17 protein-coding genes are annotated in these 22,786 nt (G+C 49.5%); 4 read left to right on the top strand and 13 right to left on the bottom strand.

The window, feature by feature from the left end; genetic code table 11:
- Positions 1–34 precede the first annotated feature (34 nt).
- The 6 genes from B2Q61_RS07595 to guaB all read right to left on the bottom strand — a co-directional run bounded on the left by B2Q61_RS07595 (position 35) and on the right by guaB (position 10,259).
- Positions 35–871, bottom strand: a complete 837-nt coding sequence (locus tag B2Q61_RS07595; protein ID WP_290619069.1) for an HDOD domain-containing protein — start codon at positions 869–871, stop codon at positions 35–37.
- 18 nt (positions 872–889) lie between these two features.
- Entirely contained in the window at positions 890–3,544 is a 2,655-nt protein-coding gene (locus tag B2Q61_RS07590; RefSeq protein ID WP_290619070.1) for a hybrid sensor histidine kinase/response regulator, read from the bottom strand.
- A 144-nt stretch (positions 3,545–3,688) separates the two neighbouring features.
- Complete coding sequence (locus B2Q61_RS07585) at positions 3,689–6,121, bottom strand: efflux RND transporter permease subunit (RefSeq protein WP_290619073.1); 2,433 nt, start codon at positions 6,119–6,121, stop codon at positions 3,689–3,691.
- On the bottom strand, positions 6,105–7,025 hold the full coding sequence (locus B2Q61_RS07580; protein ID WP_290619075.1) for an MlaA family lipoprotein: 921 nt from the start codon (positions 7,023–7,025) through the stop codon (positions 6,105–6,107). The genes B2Q61_RS07585 and B2Q61_RS07580 overlap by 17 nt, the downstream gene beginning before the upstream one ends.
- A 130-nt stretch (positions 7,026–7,155) precedes the next feature.
- Complete coding sequence (gene guaA / locus B2Q61_RS07575; protein WP_290619077.1) at positions 7,156–8,733, bottom strand: glutamine-hydrolyzing GMP synthase; 1,578 nt, start codon at positions 8,731–8,733, stop codon at positions 7,156–7,158.
- Between the two features lie 56 nt (positions 8,734–8,789).
- On the bottom strand, positions 8,790–10,259 hold the full coding sequence (gene guaB, locus B2Q61_RS07570; RefSeq protein ID WP_290619079.1) for an IMP dehydrogenase: 1,470 nt from the start codon (positions 10,257–10,259) through the stop codon (positions 8,790–8,792).
- A gap of 150 nt (positions 10,260–10,409) precedes the next feature.
- Here guaB and xseA point away from each other — a divergent pair, with 150 nt between their 5' ends.
- The 3 genes from xseA (at position 10,410) to B2Q61_RS07555 (ending at position 13,079) form a co-directional block, all read left to right on the top strand.
- Entirely contained in the window at positions 10,410–11,744 is a 1,335-nt protein-coding gene (xseA, locus tag B2Q61_RS07565) for an exodeoxyribonuclease VII large subunit (protein ID WP_290619082.1), read from the top strand.
- Positions 11,745–11,831: 87 nt separating this feature from the next.
- A complete protein-coding gene (locus B2Q61_RS07560) occupies positions 11,832–12,467 on the top strand; it encodes a hypothetical protein (RefSeq protein WP_290619084.1) in 636 nt (211 codons plus the stop codon).
- A gap of 24 nt (positions 12,468–12,491) precedes the next feature.
- Positions 12,492–13,079, top strand: a complete 588-nt coding sequence (locus B2Q61_RS07555) for a gamma-glutamylcyclotransferase (RefSeq protein ID WP_290619086.1) — start codon at positions 12,492–12,494, stop codon at positions 13,077–13,079.
- Here the strand turns inward: B2Q61_RS07555 and B2Q61_RS07550 are convergent.
- Positions 13,063–13,896 carry a DUF4824 family protein gene (locus B2Q61_RS07550; protein ID WP_290619088.1) on the bottom strand — a complete coding sequence of 278 codons (834 nt, stop codon included), beginning with the start codon at positions 13,894–13,896 and terminating at the stop codon, positions 13,063–13,065. The two genes, B2Q61_RS07555 and B2Q61_RS07550, sit on opposite strands and share 17 nt — an antisense overlap.
- Entirely contained in the window at positions 13,889–15,004 is a 1,116-nt protein-coding gene (locus B2Q61_RS07545; RefSeq protein ID WP_290619090.1) for a DUF2157 domain-containing protein, read from the bottom strand. The genes B2Q61_RS07550 and B2Q61_RS07545 overlap by 8 nt, the downstream gene beginning before the upstream one ends.
- Positions 15,005–15,235: 231 nt before the next feature.
- Here B2Q61_RS07545 and B2Q61_RS07540 point away from each other — a divergent pair, with 231 nt between their 5' ends.
- A complete protein-coding gene (locus tag B2Q61_RS07540) occupies positions 15,236–15,937 on the top strand; it encodes a hypothetical protein (protein ID WP_290619092.1) in 702 nt (233 codons plus the stop codon).
- Between the two features lie 25 nt (positions 15,938–15,962).
- On the opposite strand, the gene B2Q61_RS07535 is transcribed toward B2Q61_RS07540, so the two are convergent.
- The 5 genes from B2Q61_RS07535 to bamB all read right to left on the bottom strand — a co-directional run bounded on the left by B2Q61_RS07535 (position 15,963) and on the right by bamB (position 22,775).
- Positions 15,963–16,487 carry a DUF2795 domain-containing protein gene (locus tag B2Q61_RS07535; RefSeq protein WP_290619095.1) on the bottom strand — a complete coding sequence of 175 codons (525 nt, stop codon included), beginning with the start codon at positions 16,485–16,487 and terminating at the stop codon, positions 15,963–15,965.
- On the bottom strand, positions 16,487–17,485 hold the full coding sequence (locus B2Q61_RS07530) for a DUF2795 domain-containing protein (RefSeq protein ID WP_290619097.1): 999 nt from the start codon (positions 17,483–17,485) through the stop codon (positions 16,487–16,489). Before B2Q61_RS07530 ends, B2Q61_RS07535 begins: the two co-directional genes overlap by 1 nt.
- 285 nt (positions 17,486–17,770) lie before the next feature.
- The gene (locus B2Q61_RS07525; RefSeq protein ID WP_290619099.1) at positions 17,771–20,026 is read right to left on the bottom strand and encodes an arginine/lysine/ornithine decarboxylase; all 2,256 of its coding nucleotides are present in this window, start codon (positions 20,024–20,026) and stop codon (positions 17,771–17,773) included.
- A gap of 16 nt (positions 20,027–20,042) precedes the next feature.
- Entirely contained in the window at positions 20,043–21,527 is a 1,485-nt protein-coding gene (gene der / locus B2Q61_RS07520; RefSeq protein ID WP_290619101.1) for a ribosome biogenesis GTPase Der, read from the bottom strand.
- A 72-nt stretch (positions 21,528–21,599) separates the two neighbouring features.
- Positions 21,600–22,775 carry an outer membrane protein assembly factor BamB gene (gene bamB / locus B2Q61_RS07515; protein WP_290619103.1) on the bottom strand — a complete coding sequence of 392 codons (1,176 nt, stop codon included), beginning with the start codon at positions 22,773–22,775 and terminating at the stop codon, positions 21,600–21,602.
- Positions 22,776–22,786: the final 11 nt, after the last annotated feature.

Genomic DNA, 22,786 nt, shown 5'->3' with positions numbered 1-22,786 from the left:
TCACGGGCTATGCGTTGGTGCAAAAGTATCGGGTTTATTGAAAAAGCGCCCGCACATCCTGGTAGCAACCGGCAATTTCCGGTTGCTGCATAAACTCAGGCACCGGCACCAGTTGATGAGCCACATAGTTCGCCAACAGCACCTGAGCCTGCTCAGGCAGGTAATAATTACGATTAATTGCCGCCAGCCGGATAAAATCGGTATAGCCAGGCACCGGCTCACTTTGCGGCGTTCGCCAGTGCTCTACCACTGGCATAAACTCTTCGCCAAAGCCCCAGTTTTTGATAATTTTTAAGCCTATTATCGCGGCAATTTTATCGATCAACACCTGCATAAAAGCCGGGTGACCAAATACTTCTGGATGGCGCTCAGCTTCAATCAGTACCGGCAGTGCCCCGATGTTATGCACGAGTGCCGCCAACGCCATCACGTCGATATTCAGCTTACAACTGCTATGAAGTGCTTTATAAAACTGCAAGCAGGCTACTGCCACACTGGCGGTTTGCACACTGTCACGCCACAAGCGGTCCAATTGCTGTTGTACCTGCTTGTGCTGAGACACAAACAACTGTTCCATTGCCATCGCAATCGAGATATTTTTTATCTGGCTCAGGCCAATCCGGGTCACCGCCTGATTTAAACTGTTTACCTGAATAGAGCGTCCCATAAATGCACTGTTAGCGACTTTGATCATCCTGGCTGATAATGCCGGGTCCTGGCTAATCACATTGGCCATTTGCTGCAAACTTATTTGCGGGTCATCGGCGCGCTCACGAACCTTCAACGCAATATCCGGCAACGTAGGAAGCACCAGTCGATCAGAGCGTATTTTTTCATCCAGAATAATTAGTAAAGCACGTTGTGCGCTCATGGTGTCTCCCGTCAGTGGTTAATGCTCGGCTTGGCTACTTAGCTGATTTTGCTCAATATGTTCAGTGAGCTCAACTAACAAATCTGCGATGTCAGTCGGCTTTCTGGTTACCGCTTGCTCTATCTCTCCAGCTAAACGGGTCACCTGTGGGTAGCCCATACTACCGGCACTGCCCTTTAGGCTATGGGCAGCAAAACGCAATGCAGCCCAGTCTTCGGTTTGAGCGTATTGGCGTAATTCAGCAAGTAACCCGGGTAACTGCTCGCCAAATTGCTGCTTTAATGCCTGCATTTGCGGATCCTGTGCTAACCGTTGCAACCACTCATCTTCTGTGTTTTTGCGAACGTTCGCAAATCGGTTCAGTATTGCTAAAAACTCACTTTGTACCACCGGTTTGCCCAACAACGCCTGACAACCCGCTTTTTTATAACGTTCAACGTCCTCACTCATCACATTGGCGGTTACCGCAATAATAGGCACTTCTATCCCAGCATGCCTGATCAGTCGGGTGGCTTCTTCGCCGCCCATTAGCGGCATTTGCATATCCATAAAAACTAAATCGAAATCATCCTGCAGCGCCCGCTCAACGGCTTTATGGCCGTTGTCGACCACGACCACGGTCACCTTACTTTTCTCCAACAGTAATTTAAGCAGTAGCTGATTATCCGGATTGTCCTCTGCTACCAGCACCCTGATTGTACTGTCAGTGGCTAACAAGCTGGTGGTCGGAGCCTGTTTCTGGGATGGCTGATATTCGTTAACTAACTCAATGTCCTGCTGCTGGCAATGTAAGATCACTTCAAAGCAACTGCCTATCCCTTTGACACTTTCAACTTGTATATCGCCATCCATTTGTTCCATTAATCTTTTCGAGATCACTAACCCCAGGCCGGTACCACCAAAGTGGCGGGTCACGGTGGCATCAGCCTGGACAAAGGGGCGGAAAATACGGGCCAGCTCGTCTTCATTCATACCAATACCAGTATCTTTTACTTTTATTGATAATTGTCTGGCCAGCTGGTCATAATTCACCTGAAACACCACCTTACCCTTCTGGGTAAATTTAACAGCGTTACTGCTAAGATTAAGCAGGACCTGGCGAAAGCGAAGGCTATCACTAAGCAGATATTTTGGTAGTGGAAAATGCCATTTCAGCTGACACGTCAGCCCTTTACTTTGCGCCTGTTCGCAGGCCAGTTGGTAAATGTCATCGATGGCAGCCAGACAATCAAATTTCTCGTGTTCCAATTCAAGTTTATCGGCTTCAATTTTGGATAAATCTAAAATATCGTTAATCAGGCCCAGAAGATGGTCGCCACTTTTTAGTACGCGCTTTAAGTAATCTAGCCGTTTATCGGGGTCGTTTTCCTGTAGCGCCTGCTCACTAAAACCAATAATAGCCGTTAACGGGGTACGGATTTCATGACTCATATTGGCCAGAAAGACACTTTTTAAGCGGTTAGCCTGTTCGGCAGTTTCCCTGGCTAAAATCAGCTCCTGGTTGGCTCCAGCTAAATCATCATTGGCGCGGGCCAGATCCTGCGTTCGACGCAGCACTTTGTCCTCCAGTTGCTGCTTATAAACACGCTCACGCTCACGGTATACCCTCAGTTGGCGCACCATCACGTTAAAAGCGGCAAACATATCACCGAGCTCATCTTGTTTTTTTACTTCGAGCAGTACCGATAAATCGCCCCGCCCGACCGCAGTTTTCGCTGCGGTAAGCTGTTTAACTGGGCTGAAAATATGTTTTATTAACAACCAGTAGACCAGCAACGGCAACAGCAGGCAAACCAAGACCATCAGCAACACCAACACCCGGGATAGCCAGCGTTGCTCGCTATAAAGTTGTGCTGGATCCAGCCCATATAGCAGCTGATAGTTACCCGGCAGTGGTGCCCCTAACAACTCGCGGTACTGACCCAGTAACAACACACTTTGCAGACTGTTAGCAGCAATACTTTGCTGAATTTGCCGAAAATTAGTTGGCGCAAAAGCACTGTTAATTAATACCTGATCAGCAGCATAGGCAATATTGGCGGTTTTGCTGATTATCAGGCTGACGCTGTTACTGGTGTAAGGAGAGTTAACAACATTATCCAGTAAATCCGGACTGACCATAATAACCAGATAGCCCCATAATCGGCGTGATTCTGTAACAGAACTAAGGTAAAGCTTTCGGGCAAAGTACAATTTTCGCTCACGGCTACCCGGTAACAACGCCAGAAAATAGCCCTGATCATCAATCATGGCCTGCAGCGGTGAAAAATACTCATTGCGAAAGCGATTGGGTACCGTAATGGTATCGGTGATCTCGGGCAGGTGCAGCGCATATTCGCCATTAAGCTGCACCAGCTTAATGGCTTCAATAGCCGGCTGCTCTGTCCTGAAGCGCTGCCAATAACGTTGCAGTGGGCTCAGCAATACGGGGTCATTAGTTTGCAGGTAGTTTTGTAAATTAGGGTTTAGCGCCAGCATTTGCAATTGCGTTTGCTTAGTATTGATAAAATCATTTAACTGCTGCTGCTGGCCAGCCAGCGCACTACGAACCTGATAAAAGGTTTGTTGCTGCATGTAGCGCTGACTGTATTGATAGGCCAGATAACCGAACAATAACACCGGTAGCACCAGCAACGGCAACATATAGGCAACCAGCGTTTCTCTTAACCTCATAACTGCACGAGCCTGATCTGCACTTTTAAAAATGTCTGTAGCCACAGCATAACCAGCTAACTGACTGGCTACAAGCATATTGACACAAAGGTCTGTGGTCTTAGTGTCTTTTAATCCCGAAACATCTCTTGCATGGCCTTGTTGTCACGCCTCAGCGCTGGGCTGGCGGCTATTGCCGGTACTCACAAACCGGTCGAGTAGTGCAGGCAAAATGGTTAAGTCGGTTATCAGTGCCATTAACATGGCCGCCGCCGTCAACACTCCAAAATATACGCTGGGTAGAAAATCCGAAAAGCCAAACACGGCAAAACCGGCAGCGATGATCACCGAAGTAAAGACAATGGCCATACCGGTATGCTTAAAAGTAGCGCCAATGGCATTGTTTCCGGGATGCTGCAGGTAGTTGTGCACAAAGTGAATAGTATCATCAACAGCAATGCCCATGGCTATGGCAGCAATGGTTATCGTCATCAGATCCAGCGGAATATTAAGCCAGCCAATCAGGCCGAGAATCCCCAGAGTAGTCAAAATATTGGGGAGCAGCGCAATTAATGCAATTTTCAGTGAACGGAAAATTGCCAGCAACACCAGGCCCAGGGCCAAATACACCAGCCCCAGTGTCGTTACCTGTGAGTCAAACAAGCGCGCCAGAATATCCTGATACAGCACGAACAAGTTGGTTAGCTGATAGTCTTGCTCTGCCAGGCCAACGGCCTGCAGGTCCTGATGCAACTGCTGCATAAGTTGCTCGCGGTTCAAACCTGCGGTGGTATCCTGAATGCGGCTGGCAATGCGCACCTGCTGCGGTGTCTCGGCCAAATACGCCCCCACCAGCTGGTTAGTCACCTTGGTACTGAGCATTTCGTAAATCGCATCCAGCTCATACTCCGTAAGCGGTTTGTCATCGTTAAGCTGTCTGGCCAGCGTGGTAAAGTTGATCAGGGACGTAACGCTGCCGGTGGCGTCAAACGCGTTTACTGCAGCATGCGCTACATGCAGCTGGTTTAACTGGTCGGCGCTAATCACCAGATCCGGTTTAGCCTGTTGCGGGTCAAGGGTTATCACAATATCCAGCGGCGTAGAACCACCGAATTGCTGATCAATAAAGGCCAGCTCCTGATGCACCTGCGTGTCTTTGGCAAAATAATTAATAAAGCTGTTTTCAACATTAAGCCGGCTAATGCCCGTTGCCAGCCCGGCAAACACGACAACGAGAATCAGTATGACCGGGTAAGGCCAGCGACTAACCCCTGCTGCGGCCTTTTGCAGTCCCTGTTGTAACCAGGCAAAGTCGGCTGTTTCAGGCCGTGCTTTTAACAAACTCAGTAATGCCGGAAATAACAACAAGCTGACACTCATCGTAATTAACATCGCTATCAGCATCATAAAACCAAAATCGACTACCGGCTGAATACCGCTGAAAATAAGTGAGCCAAAGCCGACCGAGGTAGTCAGAGTGGCATAGAAGCAAGGGGATAGTTTCTGCACCAGCATACCGGTTACCCGCTGTTGCTGATCCCGTTCCGGCTCATCGCGGGCAATTTCCCGATAGGCACCCAGCAGGTGGATCATCACGGCCAGGGTCAGTATTAACTGCAGCGCGATAAAGTTAGCTGAAATTACCGTGGTACGAATATCCAACATGCCAAACAAGCCACAGGTTAGCAGTACGCTAACGGCGCAGCTAAGCAGCGGAAAACAAACCCACCGCCAGCTTCTATAGATAACCAGTAACAAAACGGCAATAATCAGCGCTATCGCCAGACCGAAGCTGGTTAAATCACTTTTAATCATGCTAACCAGATGCTGGCCAACCACATAAGCGCCGCCAATAAAGGTTTGTGCCTGCTTGGCTACCTGCTGGTTAATTTGCTCTATCTGCTCGATTTCCTGCTGGCGCTGCTGGCTCAGCTGCTGGCGGATTGGATCGGCAGCTTGTTGAAGTTTGCTGATTTCTGCTTCTTCGTCAGCCGTCAGGGGGCGCTTAAGTGTCAGCGCCTGAATATCCAGAATTTTCCGGTCAAGCTGCTGCAACTTACTATTTGCTTTAAAAACAATCTGAATGCCAGCGGCGGTTTGCGCTTTGTTCAGTAGCAAATCAGTAAAAATAGGATGGTCCGTTAACAACTGCTGCATCTCTTGCGGCGCATACTGCTGCTGTTGCCAGGTCAGGCTTTCTACCTCGGCCCCTGAAGTAAAAGCACTGGCATCCTTCAGCAGCGGCACCGTCAGCATCGAGGTTACTGAACTCACCCGCTCAAGCTTGGCGTACTCAGCGCTTATAACGGTGATATCAGCAAAGGTTTGTGCAGAGAAAAGCTCACCATCGTGCGGCTTGTAAGCCACCAGAATAAATTCATCCGGCGCAAAACGCTGATTCGCCAGTTGGCTTTTAATATACAGTTCATTATTTTTTACCAGCAACGTTTCAGCGGAGGCATCAATTCTGAACTGGCTTAAAAAAACCGAAGCCACTGCCGCCAGCACCAGAAATACACCGATAATCAGCCAGCGATTTCCAACAATGGTATCCCCCAACCACTGGGTAATTCCCGTTTGCTTATTCTGGTTTGACATAAGCTTCATCCCGTTTCAGGCTTTGTAAATGCTGATTTCGAAAGTAAATATAGGGATCTTCGGCCTGTTGATACAAGGTTTGATATAGCGTGGCGCGGCCAGAGAAACTGTTTATTACGTTCAGGCCTTGCAGGTAATAAAGCTCTGGCGTCTCGGCCACATAGTTAATTGGATGAAATAACGCCTCCCCGACCACGGAGGTTGCTCCCCGTATATCACTCTGACCAAGAATGGGCAAAACCAGATAAGGACCATGACCAACCTGATAGTGGCTTAAAGTATCCGCAATACTTTGTTTTGCTTTAGGTAGCTCAAACCAGGCTGTGGCCGGATCAAACAAGCCAAGAATGCCTATTGTCGAATTTATAACAAAGCGGCCTAAATTACTGCCGGCGCCTTTAAAGTCGCCACTTAACGTATTGTTAACCAGGTTAAGCGGCTCACGGATATTGGCAAACGCATTACTGACTTTATCGCGAACCGGCGCCGGCAACACTTTCTCATAGCCTTTAGCTATTGGAATTAAAGCATAAGTGTAAGAGAGATGATTAAAACGAAATACGGCGCGGTTCCAACCTTCCAGCGGATCGTAATACAGCGGCGCAATATCGCCAGCTGCGCTGTTGTCCTCCACTGCCGGCTCCATATCAACAACGGTGGGCTCAAGCGCCAGCGTACCCTGTGAGGTTTCTACTGTAGTTGCCTGGCCGGCGCTTAACTGCTCAGCAGCTGTCAGCTCGTCAGTATTTGGCGCGGGCCTATCTGCCTGATGGCTGCCAGGCGCAGCATTAGCGATGGCCGTAGCATTGTCAGTGACAGTAGCATTGGCAGCCGGTTCAGGTTTTGCAGCGCAGCCGCTCAGGGCGAATGCCAGCAGCCAGATAAGGGTATAACGATGGTTCATCCTGTTACTCCGTATAAACTTAACTGCAGACGCCCGCTTGCGCCCCAAATCAAAACTGCAGCATAGCATGATAAACAAAAAAGGCGCCAAGGCGCCTTTTAAAAATTAATTAACATTAAAGTTAACTAAATCACTCCCACTCGATGGTGGCAGGGGGTTTGCCGCTGATATCGTAAACTACTCGGGAAATACCATTAATTTCATTAATGATCCGGTTCGACACCTTACCCAGCATTTCATAGGGTAAATGAGCCCAGTGTGCGGTCATAAAATCGATAGTTTCCACGGCACGCAGTGAAATAACCCAGTCGTATTTACGGGCATCACCCATTACGCCCACTGATTTCACCGGTAAAAACACCGCAAAAGCCTGGCTGACTTTATTGTATAAATCCGCTTTGTGCAGCTCTTCAATAAAGATGGCATCGGCCCGGCGCAGTAAATCACAGTATTCTTTCTTAATTTCACCCAGTACCCGTACCCCTAAACCCGGTCCCGGGAAAGGATGACGGAACAGCATATCGTATGGCAGGCCCAGCTCCAGGCCTACTTTGCGTACTTCATCTTTAAACAGCTCACGCAGCGGCTCTACTAACCCCAGTTTCATATGGGCTGGTAAACCACCGACATTATGGTGCGATTTAATGACATGGGCTTTACCGGTAGCCGAACCAGCAGATTCAATTACATCAGGATAAATCGTGCCCTGGGCCAGCCATTTGGCATTTTCCAGCTTTTGCGACTCTTCGTCGAACACTTCAACAAACACCCGGCCAATAATTTTGCGTTTGGCTTCCGGCTCGTTTTCACCGGCTAAGGCATCTAAAAAGCGCTGCTCAGCATCAATTTTAATAATGTTCAGGCCAAAGTGGTCGCCGAACATATCCATGACCTGCTTACCTTCGTTTAACCGCAGCAAGCCGTTATCAACAAACACACACGTCAGATTGGCACCGATGGCACGGTGCAGCAGCATGGCGGTAACCGAGCTGTCTACGCCGCCTGATAAGCCGAGAATAACCCGGTCGTCACCAATTTGTTGTTTTAAGCGGGCCACCGCATCTTCAATAATGGTAGCCGGCGTCCACAGTTTGTCGCAGCCACAAATGTTCACCACGAAATGCTCCAGCATCCGCAGGCCCTGACGGGTATGGGTTACTTCCGGGTGGAACTGCACGCCATAGAATTGCCGGGCTTCATCAACCATACCGGCATGCGGACAAGTGGTGGTCTGGGCGCAAGTCACAAAACCAGGAGGGATGCTCATCACTTTATCGCCGTGACTCATCCACACGTCGAGCAAGGCATTGCCGTTGCCACCAATATGATCTTCAATCTTGGCAAAAAAGTCGTTAGCGGCAATCACCTCAACCTGAGCATAGCCAAACTCACGTAAATCCGAGCCCTGCACCTTGCCGCCCAGCTGCTCGGCCATGGTTTGCATGCCGTAGCAAATGCCCAGTACCGGCACACCGGCGTTAAACACATATTCCGGCGCCCGTGGCGAGTCCGGGTTAGGTACGCTTTCCGGCCCACCCGATAAAATAATGCCGGTAGGGTTAAATTCGCGAATTTGCTCGTCGCTGACATCCCAGGCCCATAATTCACAATACACGCCAATTTCACGTACCCGGCGGGCAATAAGCTGGGTGTACTGCGAACCGAAATCCAGAATTAAAATACGATGGTGGTGAATGTTCTTGCTCATAACAACCTTTGCAAAATAAGGCGGCGGGCCAGGCCCGCCGCGTAAACGTAATGTTGTTAGCCTAACCGGTAGTTAGGCGCTTCCTTGGTGATTTGCACATCATGCACGTGCGACTCACCCATACCGGCGGCGGTAACCTTAACAAACTCAGGTTTAGTACGCAGGGTAAGCATATCCGGGCTACCGGTTAGCCCCATGGCAGAGCGCAAGCCACCCATTTGCTGGTGAATAATATTTTCAATCGGGCCTTTATACGCTACCCGGCCTTCAATGCCTTCCGGTACCAGTTTCTCGGCATTGTTGCTGCCCTGGAAATAACGGTCAGACGAGCCATTACGCTGGGCCATTGCGCCCAAGGAACCCATACCACGGTATGATTTATAGTAACGGCCCTGATACAGCTCTACTTCGCCCGGCGCCTCTTCAGTACCAGCAAACATTGAACCGACCATTACGCAATGGGCGCCCGCTACCAAGGCTTTGGCCACATCGCCGGAGAAGCGGATACCGCCATCGGCAATAATGCAAACGTCAGTACCTTTAATACCTTCTACCGCATCAGAAATAGCGGTAATTTGCGGCACGCCGCAACCGGTAACAATCCGGGTGGTGCAAATGGAGCCCGGGCCAATGCCGACTTTAACCGCATTAGCACCGGCTTCTGCCAGCGCTTTCGCGCCTTCAGCGGTGGCCACATTACCGGCAACAATTTGTAAATCCGGGTACTGAGCACGGGTTTGCTTCACCCGTTCAATTACGCCTTGCGAGTGGCCATGGGAGGTGTCAATTAACAGAATATCGACGCCGGCTTCCACTAAGGCGGCAATCCGCTCGTCAGTGCCCGGACCTACGCCCACTGCCGCGCCAACGCGCAGGCGGCCTAATTCGTCTTTACAGGCGTTCGGTTTACTGGCGGCTTTATAGTAGTCGCGTACCGTAATCAGGCCTTTTAATTTAAAGTTGTCATCCACCACCAGTACTTTTTCAATCCGGTGCTGATGCATCAGTTTAAAAGCCTGTTCACGCGGGGCGTTTTCGTTAACGGTAACCAGCCGCTCACGCGGGGTCATCACAGAGGTGACGCTGGCTTGCAAGTCGGCTTCAAAGCTCATATCACGGCCGGTAACAATACCCACCAGGTTTTGTTCTTTGTCCAGTACCGGAAAGCCGGAAAAACCGTGCTGCTGGGCTAATGCCTGCACTTCACGTACCGTCATATCGGCCAGAGCTGTAACCGGATCAGATACCACACCGCTTTCATATTTTTTCACCTTGCGAACATTGGCGGCCTGCTCTTCAATAGTCATATTCTTATGAATAAAACCCAGACCACCTTCCTGTGCCAGCGCAATAGCTAAACGGGCTTCGGTTACCGTGTCCATAGAGGCCGATACCATAGGAATATTCAGCGTGATGCTTTTGGTCAGTTGAGTGCGTAAATCCGCAGTGTGGGGTAGAACGGTAGAGTGCGCCGGTACCAATAACACGTCGTCAAAGGTAAGGGCTTCTTTCTTGATCCTGAGCATTGCAACAATCTCGCTGTGAAGGATGAAAAGATAGGGAATGTTGCGGCGCAATTTTAAAGGATTTATGGCGACAGAACAATCAGTTTTTTCTTTTTGTGTTAACACTGAGCCTTGGCGTAAACTAGCCTCAAAGCAGCTAACCCTGAGCAAATGATGCAAAACCCCGATATTTATACCGTTTCCCGTTTAAACAGCGAAGTCAGGCTTATTCTGGAGCTGCAGTTTCAGCGGCTGTGGCTGGTGGGAGAGGTGTCTAATTTTGTGCAGGCAGCATCGGGCCACTGGTATTTTTCATTAAAAGATCAGGCGGCGCAGGTAAAAGTAGCGATGTTTAAGCAGGCCAACCACAATGCCAGCGTTAAACCGCAAAACGGCCAGCAGATACTGATCCGGGCCCGCATTAGCGTCTACGAGCCGCGCGGTGAATATCAGCTGCTGGCAGAAATGATAGAACCGGCTGGCGATGGCCTGTTAAAGCAACAGTACGAGCAACTTAAAAGCCGGTTGCAGGCTGAGGGACTGTTTGACGAAGCACGCAAACAGCCGCTACCAACTCACATTAATCGGGTTGGGGTCATTACCTCGCCCACCGGGGCCGCTATTCGCGATATTGTCAGTGTCTTAGCGCGCCGCGCGCCCGGTATTGAAGTTATTATTTACCCTTGCTTAGTGCAGGGCGAGCAGGCGGCTGGCCAGCTCAGACAAATGCTTAGCACGGCTATTCGACGCGATGAAGTAGATGTGCTGATTATTGGCCGTGGTGGTGGTTCGCTGGAAGACTTATGGTGCTTTAACGACGAGCAACTGGCGCGCGCCGTGGCTGCCTGCCCTATTCCGATAGTCAGTGCCGTCGGCCATGAAATAGATTTTGCCCTGACTGACTTTGTTGCCGACGTGCGGGCCCCTACCCCGTCTGCCGCAGCAGAGCTGGTATCGCCCGATCAAAGCCATTTACTGGAGCGGCTACGCCGCCTGCAAAGTGCGCTGGTGCAAGCTCAGCGCAGCCAGTTAAGCCGGCTAAAACCGGATTTAAAACAGCTGGAGCAACGTTTACTGGCACTGCACCCGAAAAGGCGCCTGCAGCAACAGCAACAGCGGCTGGACGAGCTGCAACTGCGCTTAAACCGCACTATTACCCAACAGCTTGCTAACGCTAAACGCCAGCAGCAGTATTTACAGCAAAGCCTGCAGCACTTATCCCCAGCAAAAGCCATTAAGCAACAGCACGAGCAACTACAGCAACTGCAACAACGGCTGCAACGCGGCATCAGCCAGCAGCTAAAGCAGCAACAACAAACCCTGGGCCGCTTAAGCAATCAGTTAAATACAGTAAGCCCGCTGGCCACTCTGGCGCGCGGCTACAGCATCAGCTTTAACGCCGAACAGCAGGTGCTAACCTCCAGCAAGCAGTTAAAAGCCGGGGATAAGGTAGCGATTAAACTGGCAGAAGGTGGTTTTGATGCTGAGGTTAAAAAGCTGAATTGAGGTTAGTCATCTGGGCTGACTCAGGCTAAGCTTAATCACCATCGAGATTATTTCAACACAGCTTGTTTTACAATGAGGGTTAAAGCAATGCCTGAACAGCATGCAGAATCTCATAACTATCTTTCAGATACTGAACCTGCGCAAATACCTTCTGCAAGTGAAAAAATTTTTATTCGTTTGTCTTTCTGGCAAACGATTTTATCTGTTGTAGGCATATTTATTGCCGTTTTGGCACTTTATGCCGCTCTTACTGAGTCTGAAGCAATACGCAAGCAAACATCAGCAGCCGTTTGGCCTTTTATCCAGATATCGATTGCAGACTATGATTTTGGCCAGGATGCCAGCTTTACCCTTACTTTCACTAACACCGGTGTGGGGCCGGCGCTTATTCGCGCGGTGAAAGTCGAGGTCGATGGCAAACCAATGCGTGACTGGGCTCAGGTGGTAACGTATCTTGGTGGCACTTTTGATGAAAACGTCGGCCGGAATACCATCAGCAACCGTGTGCTCAGCCCTGGTCGGAAAATTGATTTGCTATCGGTTGCCGAGCCTGCTTTAGCCAGAAAATTTCAAGCTGCTGTTGGTAATCCACAAACCGCAATTACCTTTTGCTATTGTTCGATTTTCGACGACTGCTGGCTGGCGGATAGCCGGTCACAGGTACTCGATCCTGAACCTGTCGACGCCTGTCCTGACTTTCAACATGAAACATTTGCCAACTAACCTCAGCTTACTAAGTGGAGAAACATGTCACACGACACCGCTGCCCTTAATAAACAGCGCCAGCCGCTGGATCACCTCGACTCAGTCTGGTTGTTTGGTTATGGATCACTCATTTACAAAGCTGACTTCCCTTTCCTGCAACGCAAACCAGCCTGTATTTATAACTGGCAGCGCCGCTTTTGGCAGGGCTCGCATGATCATCGCGGCACGCCGCAAGCTCCTGGCCGGGTATTAACGCTGATAGAAGCACCAGGCGAGCGCTGTGCCGGTATGGCGTATCAGGTAACGCCTGATACTTTTGAGCATTTAGACCACCGCGAGAAAAACGGTTATTTGCGGGTGTTTACTGACTTGCACTGGCTGGATGCGCCTGACCAGAGTGACGCTAATACCTCAGGCTTAGTGTACTTAGCCAGCGCCGATAACGAGGCCTATCTTGGCCCCGCCAGTGATCAGGCGATTGCCGCCCATATAGCGAAAAGTGAGGGGCCAAGTGGCCCCAACAGCGAATACTTACTACAACTGGCGCAAGCCCTGCGGGACATGAAAGAGCAGGATGAGCATGTGTTTGCCATTGAGCGCGAGTTGTTAAAACTTACTCCAGATTGCTAATCCATGGCTCATGCAATTTTCCGTAGTAAATAATCGCCCGCAAAGGCTCACTTTCGATCTTGTCATTATTTTGCGGTAGGGCCGCAGCCAGCCGCTTGGGCACATAAAGCGACTGCACTGCCAGCCTGGTGACGATAATTTCATTAAGTTTTGTCTGTTCGGTTTTAGCACAGCGATGATAACTGGCCTGGATTTCAGCGGGCACAATTACCAGCCTGCTATCAGCCGTGGTTGGCCTGGCAGCTAATACAGGTTGTAATAGCTCAGCAGTGGCGGCAGCATCGATAACATATAAACGGGTCGCCCGTTCATTTGCGGTTTGCAGCAAATCTGCCGCCCGCTGCTGCTGTTCCAGTTGCACTTCGGCTGTGAGTTCCGGATTTACCTGCTGCACTAATGCGTAATATTGCTCAGCTTCTGTAAGGTAATCAGCATAACTTTGACCGTTAAACTCCAGTAACACCCAGGCCCTTTGCTGCTGCCGCCGGTAGCGCCCGGGCAGGCATGGCTGAAACTGAAAACTGGCAAAGTGCGCATCACTAACAGAAATAGCGCGGTTAGTATGCCGGTATTGGTATTGCCATTCGTCACTAATCGGCTCAGGGTTAGGCGTGGTCCACTTCAGACCGATACGTTTACCGGAATTCTCGCCGGCAAAGCCATATTGATTAGGCAAGCGTAATTCCCGCTCGGTTAAAGGGAATTCAGCTAAGATAGCGCTGCGATTGATAAACACTTTACTAAGTATTACGCCATTAACTGTCACTACAGTGGCAACCGCTAACCAGAGCAGTTTTTTGAAATGCTGTTCAGACATGTTCGCCTCCGGCTGATTGCATCCGGGCGTGCTGGATAGCGCGAAAACGATTAAACATCGTCAATGCCAGAATTGCAGTAAGGCCGACCAGTAGAAAGAACAAATATTTTGGTAGCCAGTCCCACCACCAGTCAAAAAACTTGGTATACAAAAACAGGGCAAAGAACACGTTGCCGGTTAGCATCAGTTTCGCTGCATGTGTGCGAATGCCGAACAATAGCAATAGCGCGCTGGCAACAAACCCCACTACCTGATACACCCCTTCTACTAAATCGGCTGACCAGGGCAAATAACTGACCCTGCCCCAATTGGCTAACACCAACACCGCTATAAAAAACACCACGGCAGACAGTGTCTGATAAATATTGGCAAAGCCATCAAACCGTTGCTGTTTAAACGCCATTGGCACTGCAAAGAACATTGCACTGGCTAATAGAAAATGCTCAGGATACTCGCCGGCATGCACCAAGTAACTGCCCATCCAGCTGCCAAACTGCGCGCCAATAAACATAAAACTGCAGAGTATCGCTGCCGCCAACAGTAAGCGTACGTGCAGCAGATACGCCAGCACAAAGCCATATAATGCAAAAACAGCAAAAGCGTTGGCTGATGGCGTGATATTAAAAATGCTGCCCAGCATAATAATATTCAGCACCCAGGCAGTAAAAGACACTAATGCAGCCAGTTTTGCATAGTAGCCCGAGCCATCAACCCGCTGCAGCCATACCGCCAGTGCCAGACTTAATAGCGGCGCAGCAATGAGTAGCGCAACCTGGCTAACGGTAGAGAAATAACCCCAATACTGGAAAAACAGAAAGAATAAACTGGCGGCAAGTGCTGTTGCACCTAGAAATGAGACAATTTGCATACCCAGCGACAAATGGCGGGCCTGGGCGTTTAAGTCGACATTCTGCTCCTGCTGCATTTGCTGCAACAAGGCATCGTGATAATCGCGAACCTGAGCTGCTTTATCATCAGCCAGTATCAACACGCCTTGTTCGGCTAATATCTGCTGTTCAGCCCGAAAAGCCAGTACCTGATCAGCTCTGGCCTGCGCCTGGGTTTTATTAAAGGGGGGAGTTGTGGTCACGTGCTTCGTTTCATCCATGCTGTCAGCGCCTGAACAACAGAGTACCTGAAAACTAACAAAACCGGAATCAGCTAGCTTACTCTGATAAAACAAGCCCTGCCGACACCTAACGGTATTTTAGTGAATACCTTATTCCCATAGAGCTTCGTTAAACATACGCCACCATATTTTGTCCCGCTTTTATTGACTCATTTCATTTTGCGTGCAAATCTAAAAATCATTTTTTTAACAAAAATATAAGGACATAGTATGAAATATTGGCCAGGGTTAATGATAGTCGCAGGTGTTGCTGCTATCGGTTATTTTAGTCTCAGTGGACAGCACATAGCTGATAGCGTCGCCTCGACAGACAGCATCAGTATTGCCAGCACCAGCAGCGTGCCAGCTCAGCATCAATCTGCTGTGCTGCAAAGCGCTGATAAGAAAGCGCAGTATGCTACTCAGCAATTAGCGGTCGATAATGCGGCCGCCCCCAAAAGTGCTAAAAGCAGCAATCACGAACCGGCAACCACGAATGTTAAACCAGACTTAAACCAGCAAGCCCAGCGCTTTGCAGCTGATGCCCTGGCTAATGGCTATTTTAGTGTTGATGACGTGGATACCATGCTGTTAGACGACAGCTTCGACGAGCTGGCCGGTTACTTAAGCTACCAGCATGACGATGACATTCAGGTACGGTTAGATATTGAGCAGCAACTGGCCGATACCCTTACCAATGGCGCTGTAATTAATAACATTAACTGCGGTAGCTATATCTGTTTGCTGTCAATTGATGCCGGCAATAACGATAATATAGAGTCAGTGGTTAATGCCGCCATTAATTCTGACCATAAAATAAAAACGGTGGTGTATCGCTCGTTGATAACAAATGGTCAGCAGCAACTCAGAGCCGTATTGTCTTATAACGAGAACATTAACGCCGTTGTTGTTCCATTTAAAAAGAGCAGCTAACTGTTACTGGCTTCAGACAGCAGCGTTACGACAGCCGGCCAAACTCTTTGGCTACGTCTTTCATGCTGTGATAGGTCTTATCGCTGAACTGCTCAATAATCTCTACTTGCTCAGCATCGGCGTTATCGCGGGCGAATGCTTTAAGCTCATCGCCACTGGCAGGAAAATCCATGCCGGCAAATACGCTGGCAATATTCGCTGCGGAGGCTACTTCCATTGCCCGGGCGCCGCCTTTTTTACTGGGCTGATCATCCGGTTTATTCTGATGGCTGCGCAGGCCGCCAAAGGCCCGGCTGATTTCAGCGGCGTCACGGTATTGCTGGTCGGGAAGCTGCTTTAAGATGTCAGTAATTTCTCCGGCACGCTGTTTACTATCGTCAATTGTCGCTACCAGCTCGTCGCGGGACGCCGGAAACTCAATGCCTTTCAGCGCTTTTTCAATATCGGCTGCAGATATCGCCGGCTGCGGATGAGACGTCAGCATGTGGCGCTCTAACCGTGATTTCTGTTCAAAGGTTGCATCGCAAATGTCGCAGCAAAACTGGGCCATTATCTTACCTCCCCTACGGCTTTTTCCAGATCTGCCATGGTGTGGAATTTGCGTTCAGGCAGCTCTTGCAATACGTCGATAATCTCAGCCCTGACATCGTGTTTTTCAGCAAACTTAACTACCTGATCCCGGTCACGGGGGAAATCGATACCCTTCAGCGCCTGAGCAATACCTGCAGCCGAGGCACTTTTTAATGCTGCCTTACCACCATGTCGGCCGCCTTTGGTTGGATCGCCCCGCGGCGACTTGCTGTCGAGCTTAAAGTCAGGCGTGGTAAATTTGCCGTCCTCAATTGCTGCAGCAGGCCAGTTTTTTGGCTTTAAACCCAGGGTATCAAAAAGCTCTGGCTTACCGCTGCTAATGTCTGCTTCAGTATCCGCTAAATCATCGTGAGCACCAATTAATAGCAACTGGGCATTTTCGTAATCCAGCAGTTTGGTGTCGCTGATATCAATCCAGCGTTTGTCGGCAAATTTATCTTTAAGTTGCTGCGGATAATCCGGTTTTTCATCAGGAAAACCGGGCGCATCTATTTCGGGGTTTCGGACTGAAATAACAAAACTGGCTTCAGCTAATATACCAAGTTCTTTTTGCGCCTTGCCCGGTTTATCAGGCTGATGTAAGCGGTAAGCCAGCCTGGTGCTGTCGCTGTGCTCAAACATCAGATAGCGGCCGGCTCCTGCCGGAATAGCTTCACCCTGCTCGCGCTCGCCTTCGGTTGATGTTTGATATTTTAGCGGCCCAAGCTCCTTGCCAATCTGCTGGGGGCTGGTCGTCAGGTAATTCAGCATCCACTCCCGTTGCGTCGATTTGGACGAACCGTCGCTGATTTCTGGCAAACGTTTTTTGCCAACGATAAACAACCGTGCTTTATCGTCGTTGTCCGGCACCATAACCAGATAAAAACGCTGCACATCATCAATGCTGTTAACCTGTTCGCGGTCTATTTTACTGCGGTAAAAGAAATAAATATCGCCTTGCTCAAGCTTTGCTGTCATATCGCTGACCTCCTGCTGGCATCAGTCAGAATGTGGGTTCGTGTTAATCCGGAGTACTGCTCAGAACATAGCAATACATCATTCAAAAAACATACCAGACAGCAGCTGGGATAAATGCCGGCTAGCAGGGATAACAGCAGCACAAATCAGCAGCGGGCACTGTGCTAGGGGGCAGACAGGGCAAGCAATCTTTAAAAGACAGGGGACAGCCAGCTACAGTGCTGGCTATTATGAAAATATTGCCACCGGACAGCACTTTTTACCGGTGGCAACCACAGCAGGGTTTTACTCTTTTACGACATCAATAAAATACTGGCTTTCACCTGCTACCGTTTCCCGCACCAGACCATGGACATCGGTTTCAAAACCCGGGAACTGGCCGTTAAAGGCTCGGGTGAATTTAAGATAGTTAATTATGGTGGCATTAAAGCGCTCGCCTGGCACCATCAGCGGAATACCGGGTGGGTAAGGGGTCACTAACATGGCGGTTACCCGGCCAGCGATATCATCGATAGAGACACGCTCAATCTCGCGATGGGCCATTTTGGCCCAGGCATCAGCCGGGGTCATGGCCGTTTCAATGGTCGACAGGTACATCTCAGTAGTGACTTTTGCGACATCAAACTGACGATAGATATTGTGAATTTGCTGACATAAATCGCGCAAACCTACCTTTTCATACCGTGGATGCTTTGCCACAAATTCCGGCATCGCCCGCCACATTGGCAGGTTTTGATCGTAATCGTCTTTAAACTGCTGCAATTCAGTTACCATTGAATTCCAGCGGCCTTTGGTAATGCCGATGGTAAACATAATAAAGAACGAGTACAGGCCGGTTTTCTCAATTATAATACCGTGCTCAGCCAGGTACTTGCTGACGATAGTGGCCGGAATGCCCTGCTCGTCAAACTGGCCCAGCATATTCAGGCCCGGGGTGATAATGGTGGCTTTAATTGGATCCAGGATATTAAAGCCCGACTCAATCGGTCCGAAACCATGCCAGCTGTCGGTGGCGTGTAATACCCAGTTATCGCGCTCACCTATGCCCTCTTCCGGCAAATGTTCTGGGCCCCATACTTTAAACCACCAGTCATCATCACCAAATTCGGCATCGACTTTGCGCATGGCCCGGCGAAAATCAATCGCTTCCAGCAAGCTTTCTTCTACCAGCGAGGTGCCGCCCGGGGCTTCCATCATTGCGGCGGCCACATCGCAACTGGCGATAATGGCATACTGCGGACTGGTAGAGCTGTGCATTAAGTACGATTCGTTAAAGCGATGGGTATCTAAATTTCGGTTAGTGGCATTTTGCACCAGAATTTGTGATGCTTGAGACAGGCCCGCCAATAACTTATGAGTAGACTGAGTAGCGAATACCAGGGTTTCATCTGAGCGCGGCCGATCTTTACCGATAGCGTGCATATTCTTATAAAAATCGTGGAAGCTGGCATGCGGTAACCAGGCTTCGTCAAAATGCAGGGTATCGATGGTAGAGCCCAATTCCTGCTTAATCTCTTCAACGTTGTACAAAATACCGTCGTAGGTGCTTTGGGTAATCGTTAAAATACGCGGTTTTTTGTTCTTGGCATTGCGGGCGAAGGGGTTAGCCTCGATTTTCTTAGCAATGGCTTCGGCTGAAAACTCACTCTTGGGAATAGGGCCGATAATGCCGTAATGGTTGCGGGTTGGCATTAAAAATACTGGAATAGCGCCGGTCATAATAATCGAATGTAAAATTGATTTATGACAGTTACGGTCTACCACCACGATGTCACCAGGGGCGACTACGGAGTGCCAGACCATTTTATTAGAAGTAGAGGTACCATTAGTGACGAAAAACAAATGATCGGCGTTAAAAATGCGGGCAGCATTCTGCTCACTCTGCGCCACCGGTCCGGTATGGTCCAGCAACTGGCCTAACTCATCTACCGAGTTGCAGACATCGGCCCGTAACATGTTTTCGCCAAAAAACTGGTGAAACATCTGGCCAACCGGGCTTTTTAAAAACGCCACGCCGCCGGAGTGGCCAGGACAGTGCCACGAGTAAGAACCATCTGAGGCATAATCCATTAGCGCATTAAAAAACGGCGGCGCTAACGCATCTAAATACTTTTGCGCTTCGCGGATAATATGCCGCGCCACAAACTCCGGCGTATCTTCAAACATATGAATAAAACCATGCAGCTCGCGCAGCACATCGTTTGGAATATGGCGGCTGGTGCGGGTTTCACCGTATAAAAATATCGGTATATCGGCGTTACGCTTACGCACTTCTTTAACAAAGGCTCTGAGCTCCGTCAGCGCAGTATTAACATCAGCATCACTGCCGCTGCCAAACTCTTCATCGTCGATAGATAAAATAAAGCACGAGGCACGGCTCGCTTGCTGGGCAAACGCCGTTAGATCGACATAGCTGGTATAGCCGACTACCTCAAAACCATGGCTGCCGATGGCCTGAGCCAGATCTCGAATGCCTGAGCCGGAAATATTTTCTGAACGGAAATCTTCATCGATAACGATAACCGGAAAACGAAATTTCATCAGTTAATCCTTGCTGTTAATCTTTTTTAGCCACTTTCTGACGCGCCTTCATTAAACGCTCACGCTTGTATTTTTGTAGCGCCGTCTCGGTATTTTTCTTAGTTGGGGTAAAGGGGTTTTCTCCTTCCCGGAATTCAACCCGTACCGGCGTACCCATCATTTGCAGCGCTTTACGATAGTAATTCATTAAATAGCGCTTATAAGAATCCGGCAGGTCTTTTACCTGATTACCATGAATAACAATAATGGGGGGGTTATAACCACCGGCATGGGCATACTTTAGTTTAACCCTGCGGCCATGCACCATCGGTGGCTGGTGATCTTCCTGCGCCATCTTCATGATGCGGGTAAGTAGCGATGTACTCACTCGTTTGGTGGCAGAGTCGAATGCTTCTTCTACCGACTCAAATAGGTTACCAACACCAGAGCCATGCAATGCCGAGATAAAATGCAAACGGGCAAAATCAATAAAACCTAAGCGACGATCCAGCTCCCGCTTAACTTCATCTTTAATGCTGTCGTTCAGGCCATCCCATTTATTGACGGCAATAACCAAGGATCGGCCGGCATTGAGCGCAAAACCCAGAATACTTAAATCCTGATCAGAGATCCCTTGCTGGGCATCCAGTACCAGCAATACCACATTGGCCTCTTCTATTGCCTGCAAGGTTTTGATCACCGAAAACTTTTCTACCATGTCATCAATTTTGCCACGACGACGTACGCCGGCAGTATCAATTAACGTATAGTTACGCTCGTTACGTTGCATCGGAATAAAAACAGAGTCACGGGTGGTGCCGGGCATATCAAATACTACTACCCGATCTTCGCCTAAAATACGGTTAGTCAGGGTTGATTTACCGACGTTAGGCCGACCGACAATGGCCAGTTTAATATGCTCGCTACGCAGCCGGGCAGCCTCAGCATCAGCTTGCTCTTCGGTAAGCGTTTCCAGCGCCGGGCCAGCTTCGGCCTCCGGGTCACTGTCAGCTCCTGATTTGATGCTGTCAGCCAGAAACGGTAATAACGCATGGTTTAATAAAGATGACACACCACGGCCATGGGCCGCGGCTATCGGGTATACTTCGCCAATACCCAGACTGTAGAAATCCGCTACCGCGGTATCCGCATCCAGACCATCGGTTTTATTGGCTACCAGAAACACCGGTTTTTCCAGGCGGCGAATATGATCAGCAATCGCACCATCTCCCACGGTAGCGCCAGCCCGGGCATCTACCATAAATAGCACGACATCAGCTTCGTCGATAGCTTTTAATGACTGCTCAGCCATTTCCACTTCAATGCCTTGCTCATGGCCATCAATACCGCCGGTATCTACGACAATAAACTCCAGGCCCTCAAAATTGACTGAGCCGTACTTACGATCCCGGGTTAACCCCGGAAAATCTGCAACCAGAGCGTCACGGGTGCGGGTTAAACGATTAAACAACGTGGATTTGCCAACATTGGCGCGCCCCACCAGGGCCACTACAGGTAACATTCAGTCAACCTCAGAAATAAGAAAACAGGCCCATTCAGGCCTGTTCCTTCAGTTATATGCCTAGAGTACCTGTTAAGGTACTTGTAATAAGACTAGCTCACCATTGCGGCTTGTCACTAATATATAGTCTTCGTTTGCTACTGGCTGGTTGTAAAAACCTGAGCCATCCATACTTTGCCGGGCAACAAAATCACCGGTTTCCCGATTCAGCCAATGCAGGTTACCTTTGTTGTCACCCACCACCAGATAATCTTTATAAACAGTTGGGCCGGTTAAAAAATGCCGCTGTAAGCCTTGCTGACCCCACAGTTCACTGCCATTACGCCGGTCAACGGCGTAGATGCCACCAGTCGAATCTACCAGATACAAAACCGTGCCGGCCACAGCCATATTACGAAAGCTGGCATAATCCCGTTTCCACAACTGACGGCCACTGCGCAGTTCCAACGCCACTAACTCACCGTTATAGGCAATGGTGTACACGGTGCCGGCAACCACTATCGGTTTTGCGTCAACGTCAACCAGTCGCGATAAGTCAGTGCTACCTTGTGGCGAAGCGATAACTTCTTCCCAGGCCTGATAACCGCGTTCAGCAATTAACACCCCTACCCGGCCGGTGCCACTGCCATACAATACACCACCAGATTCAATTACAGGCTCACTCAGCCCGCGGATAGTTAGTGCTGGTTGCTCGTCTTCAAATATCCAGCGTTGCTCGCCCGTTGCCGGGTCTAACGCAACCAGATTACCTGCGGTAGTCGCCACCACAACCAAGCCTTCACCAACAGCCGGACTGGTTAATACTTCACCTTTTACTGCCACCCGCCATAACAACTGACCGTCTTGGGCATTTAACGCAAATACTTCACCATCTTCGGTACCCAGGTACAACATATTGTTATTAAAAGCAACGCCACCGGCAATCCGCGCGGTATCGCTGCTAAAACGCGACAACAAAGAGCTTGAGCCTTCAGTGCGTAAATCAAAACTCCACAAGGTACGGCCATTGCTCAGGTTTTTTGCGACCACAATACCGTTGCGACTGGCAGCGTAAACGGTATCGTCAACAATTACCGGTTTTAGTCCTGATTCGTAGTGGCCGACGCCTTTACCAACTTTATCTTGCCAGACTTTTTGTGGTTTGATGCTGTTTTGCACCTCTGGCAGCACCAGCTTTTCCTTACTGGAGCAAGCACTTAAGATAAGGGTTACTATTGCAACCACGGTTATTTTTCCGAATAATTTCACGCCTACCCCTT

Origin of the sequence: Arsukibacterium sp. UBA5043, assembly GCA_002415085.1 — a bacterium.
Lineage (GTDB): Bacteria > Pseudomonadota > Gammaproteobacteria > Enterobacterales > Alteromonadaceae > Alishewanella.
Note: the sequence above shows the minus strand (reverse complement) of the source record. Positions and strands in the feature narration are given on the sequence as shown.

What these genes read in the sequence shown, in the direction of transcription:
- B2Q61_RS07595 (WP_290619069.1), bottom strand. Translation starts at nt 871, where the DNA reads ATGAGCGCACAACGTGCTTTACTAATTATTCTGGATGAAAAAATACGC.
- B2Q61_RS07590 (WP_290619070.1), bottom strand. Translation starts at nt 3,544, where the DNA reads ATGAGGTTAAGAGAAACGCTGGTTGCCTATATGTTGCCGTTGCTGGTG.
- B2Q61_RS07585 (WP_290619073.1), bottom strand. Translation starts at nt 6,121, where the DNA reads ATGTCAAACCAGAATAAGCAAACGGGAATTACCCAGTGGTTGGGGGAT.
- B2Q61_RS07580 (WP_290619075.1), bottom strand. Translation starts at nt 7,025, where the DNA reads ATGAACCATCGTTATACCCTTATCTGGCTGCTGGCATTCGCCCTGAGC.
- guaA (WP_290619077.1), bottom strand. Translation starts at nt 8,733, where the DNA reads ATGAGCAAGAACATTCACCACCATCGTATTTTAATTCTGGATTTCGGT.
- guaB (WP_290619079.1), bottom strand. Translation starts at nt 10,259, where the DNA reads ATGCTCAGGATCAAGAAAGAAGCCCTTACCTTTGACGACGTGTTATTG.
- xseA (WP_290619082.1), top strand. Translation starts at nt 10,410, where the DNA reads ATGATGCAAAACCCCGATATTTATACCGTTTCCCGTTTAAACAGCGAA.
- B2Q61_RS07560 (WP_290619084.1), top strand. Translation starts at nt 11,832, where the DNA reads ATGCCTGAACAGCATGCAGAATCTCATAACTATCTTTCAGATACTGAA.
- B2Q61_RS07555 (WP_290619086.1), top strand. Translation starts at nt 12,492, where the DNA reads ATGTCACACGACACCGCTGCCCTTAATAAACAGCGCCAGCCGCTGGAT.
- B2Q61_RS07550 (WP_290619088.1), bottom strand. Translation starts at nt 13,896, where the DNA reads ATGTCTGAACAGCATTTCAAAAAACTGCTCTGGTTAGCGGTTGCCACT.
- B2Q61_RS07545 (WP_290619090.1), bottom strand. Translation starts at nt 15,004, where the DNA reads ATGGATGAAACGAAGCACGTGACCACAACTCCCCCCTTTAATAAAACC.
- B2Q61_RS07540 (WP_290619092.1), top strand. Translation starts at nt 15,236, where the DNA reads ATGAAATATTGGCCAGGGTTAATGATAGTCGCAGGTGTTGCTGCTATC.
- B2Q61_RS07535 (WP_290619095.1), bottom strand. Translation starts at nt 16,487, where the DNA reads ATGGCCCAGTTTTGCTGCGACATTTGCGATGCAACCTTTGAACAGAAA.
- B2Q61_RS07530 (WP_290619097.1), bottom strand. Translation starts at nt 17,485, where the DNA reads ATGACAGCAAAGCTTGAGCAAGGCGATATTTATTTCTTTTACCGCAGT.
- B2Q61_RS07525 (WP_290619099.1), bottom strand. Translation starts at nt 20,026, where the DNA reads ATGAAATTTCGTTTTCCGGTTATCGTTATCGATGAAGATTTCCGTTCA.
- der (WP_290619101.1), bottom strand. Translation starts at nt 21,527, where the DNA reads ATGTTACCTGTAGTGGCCCTGGTGGGGCGCGCCAATGTTGGCAAATCC.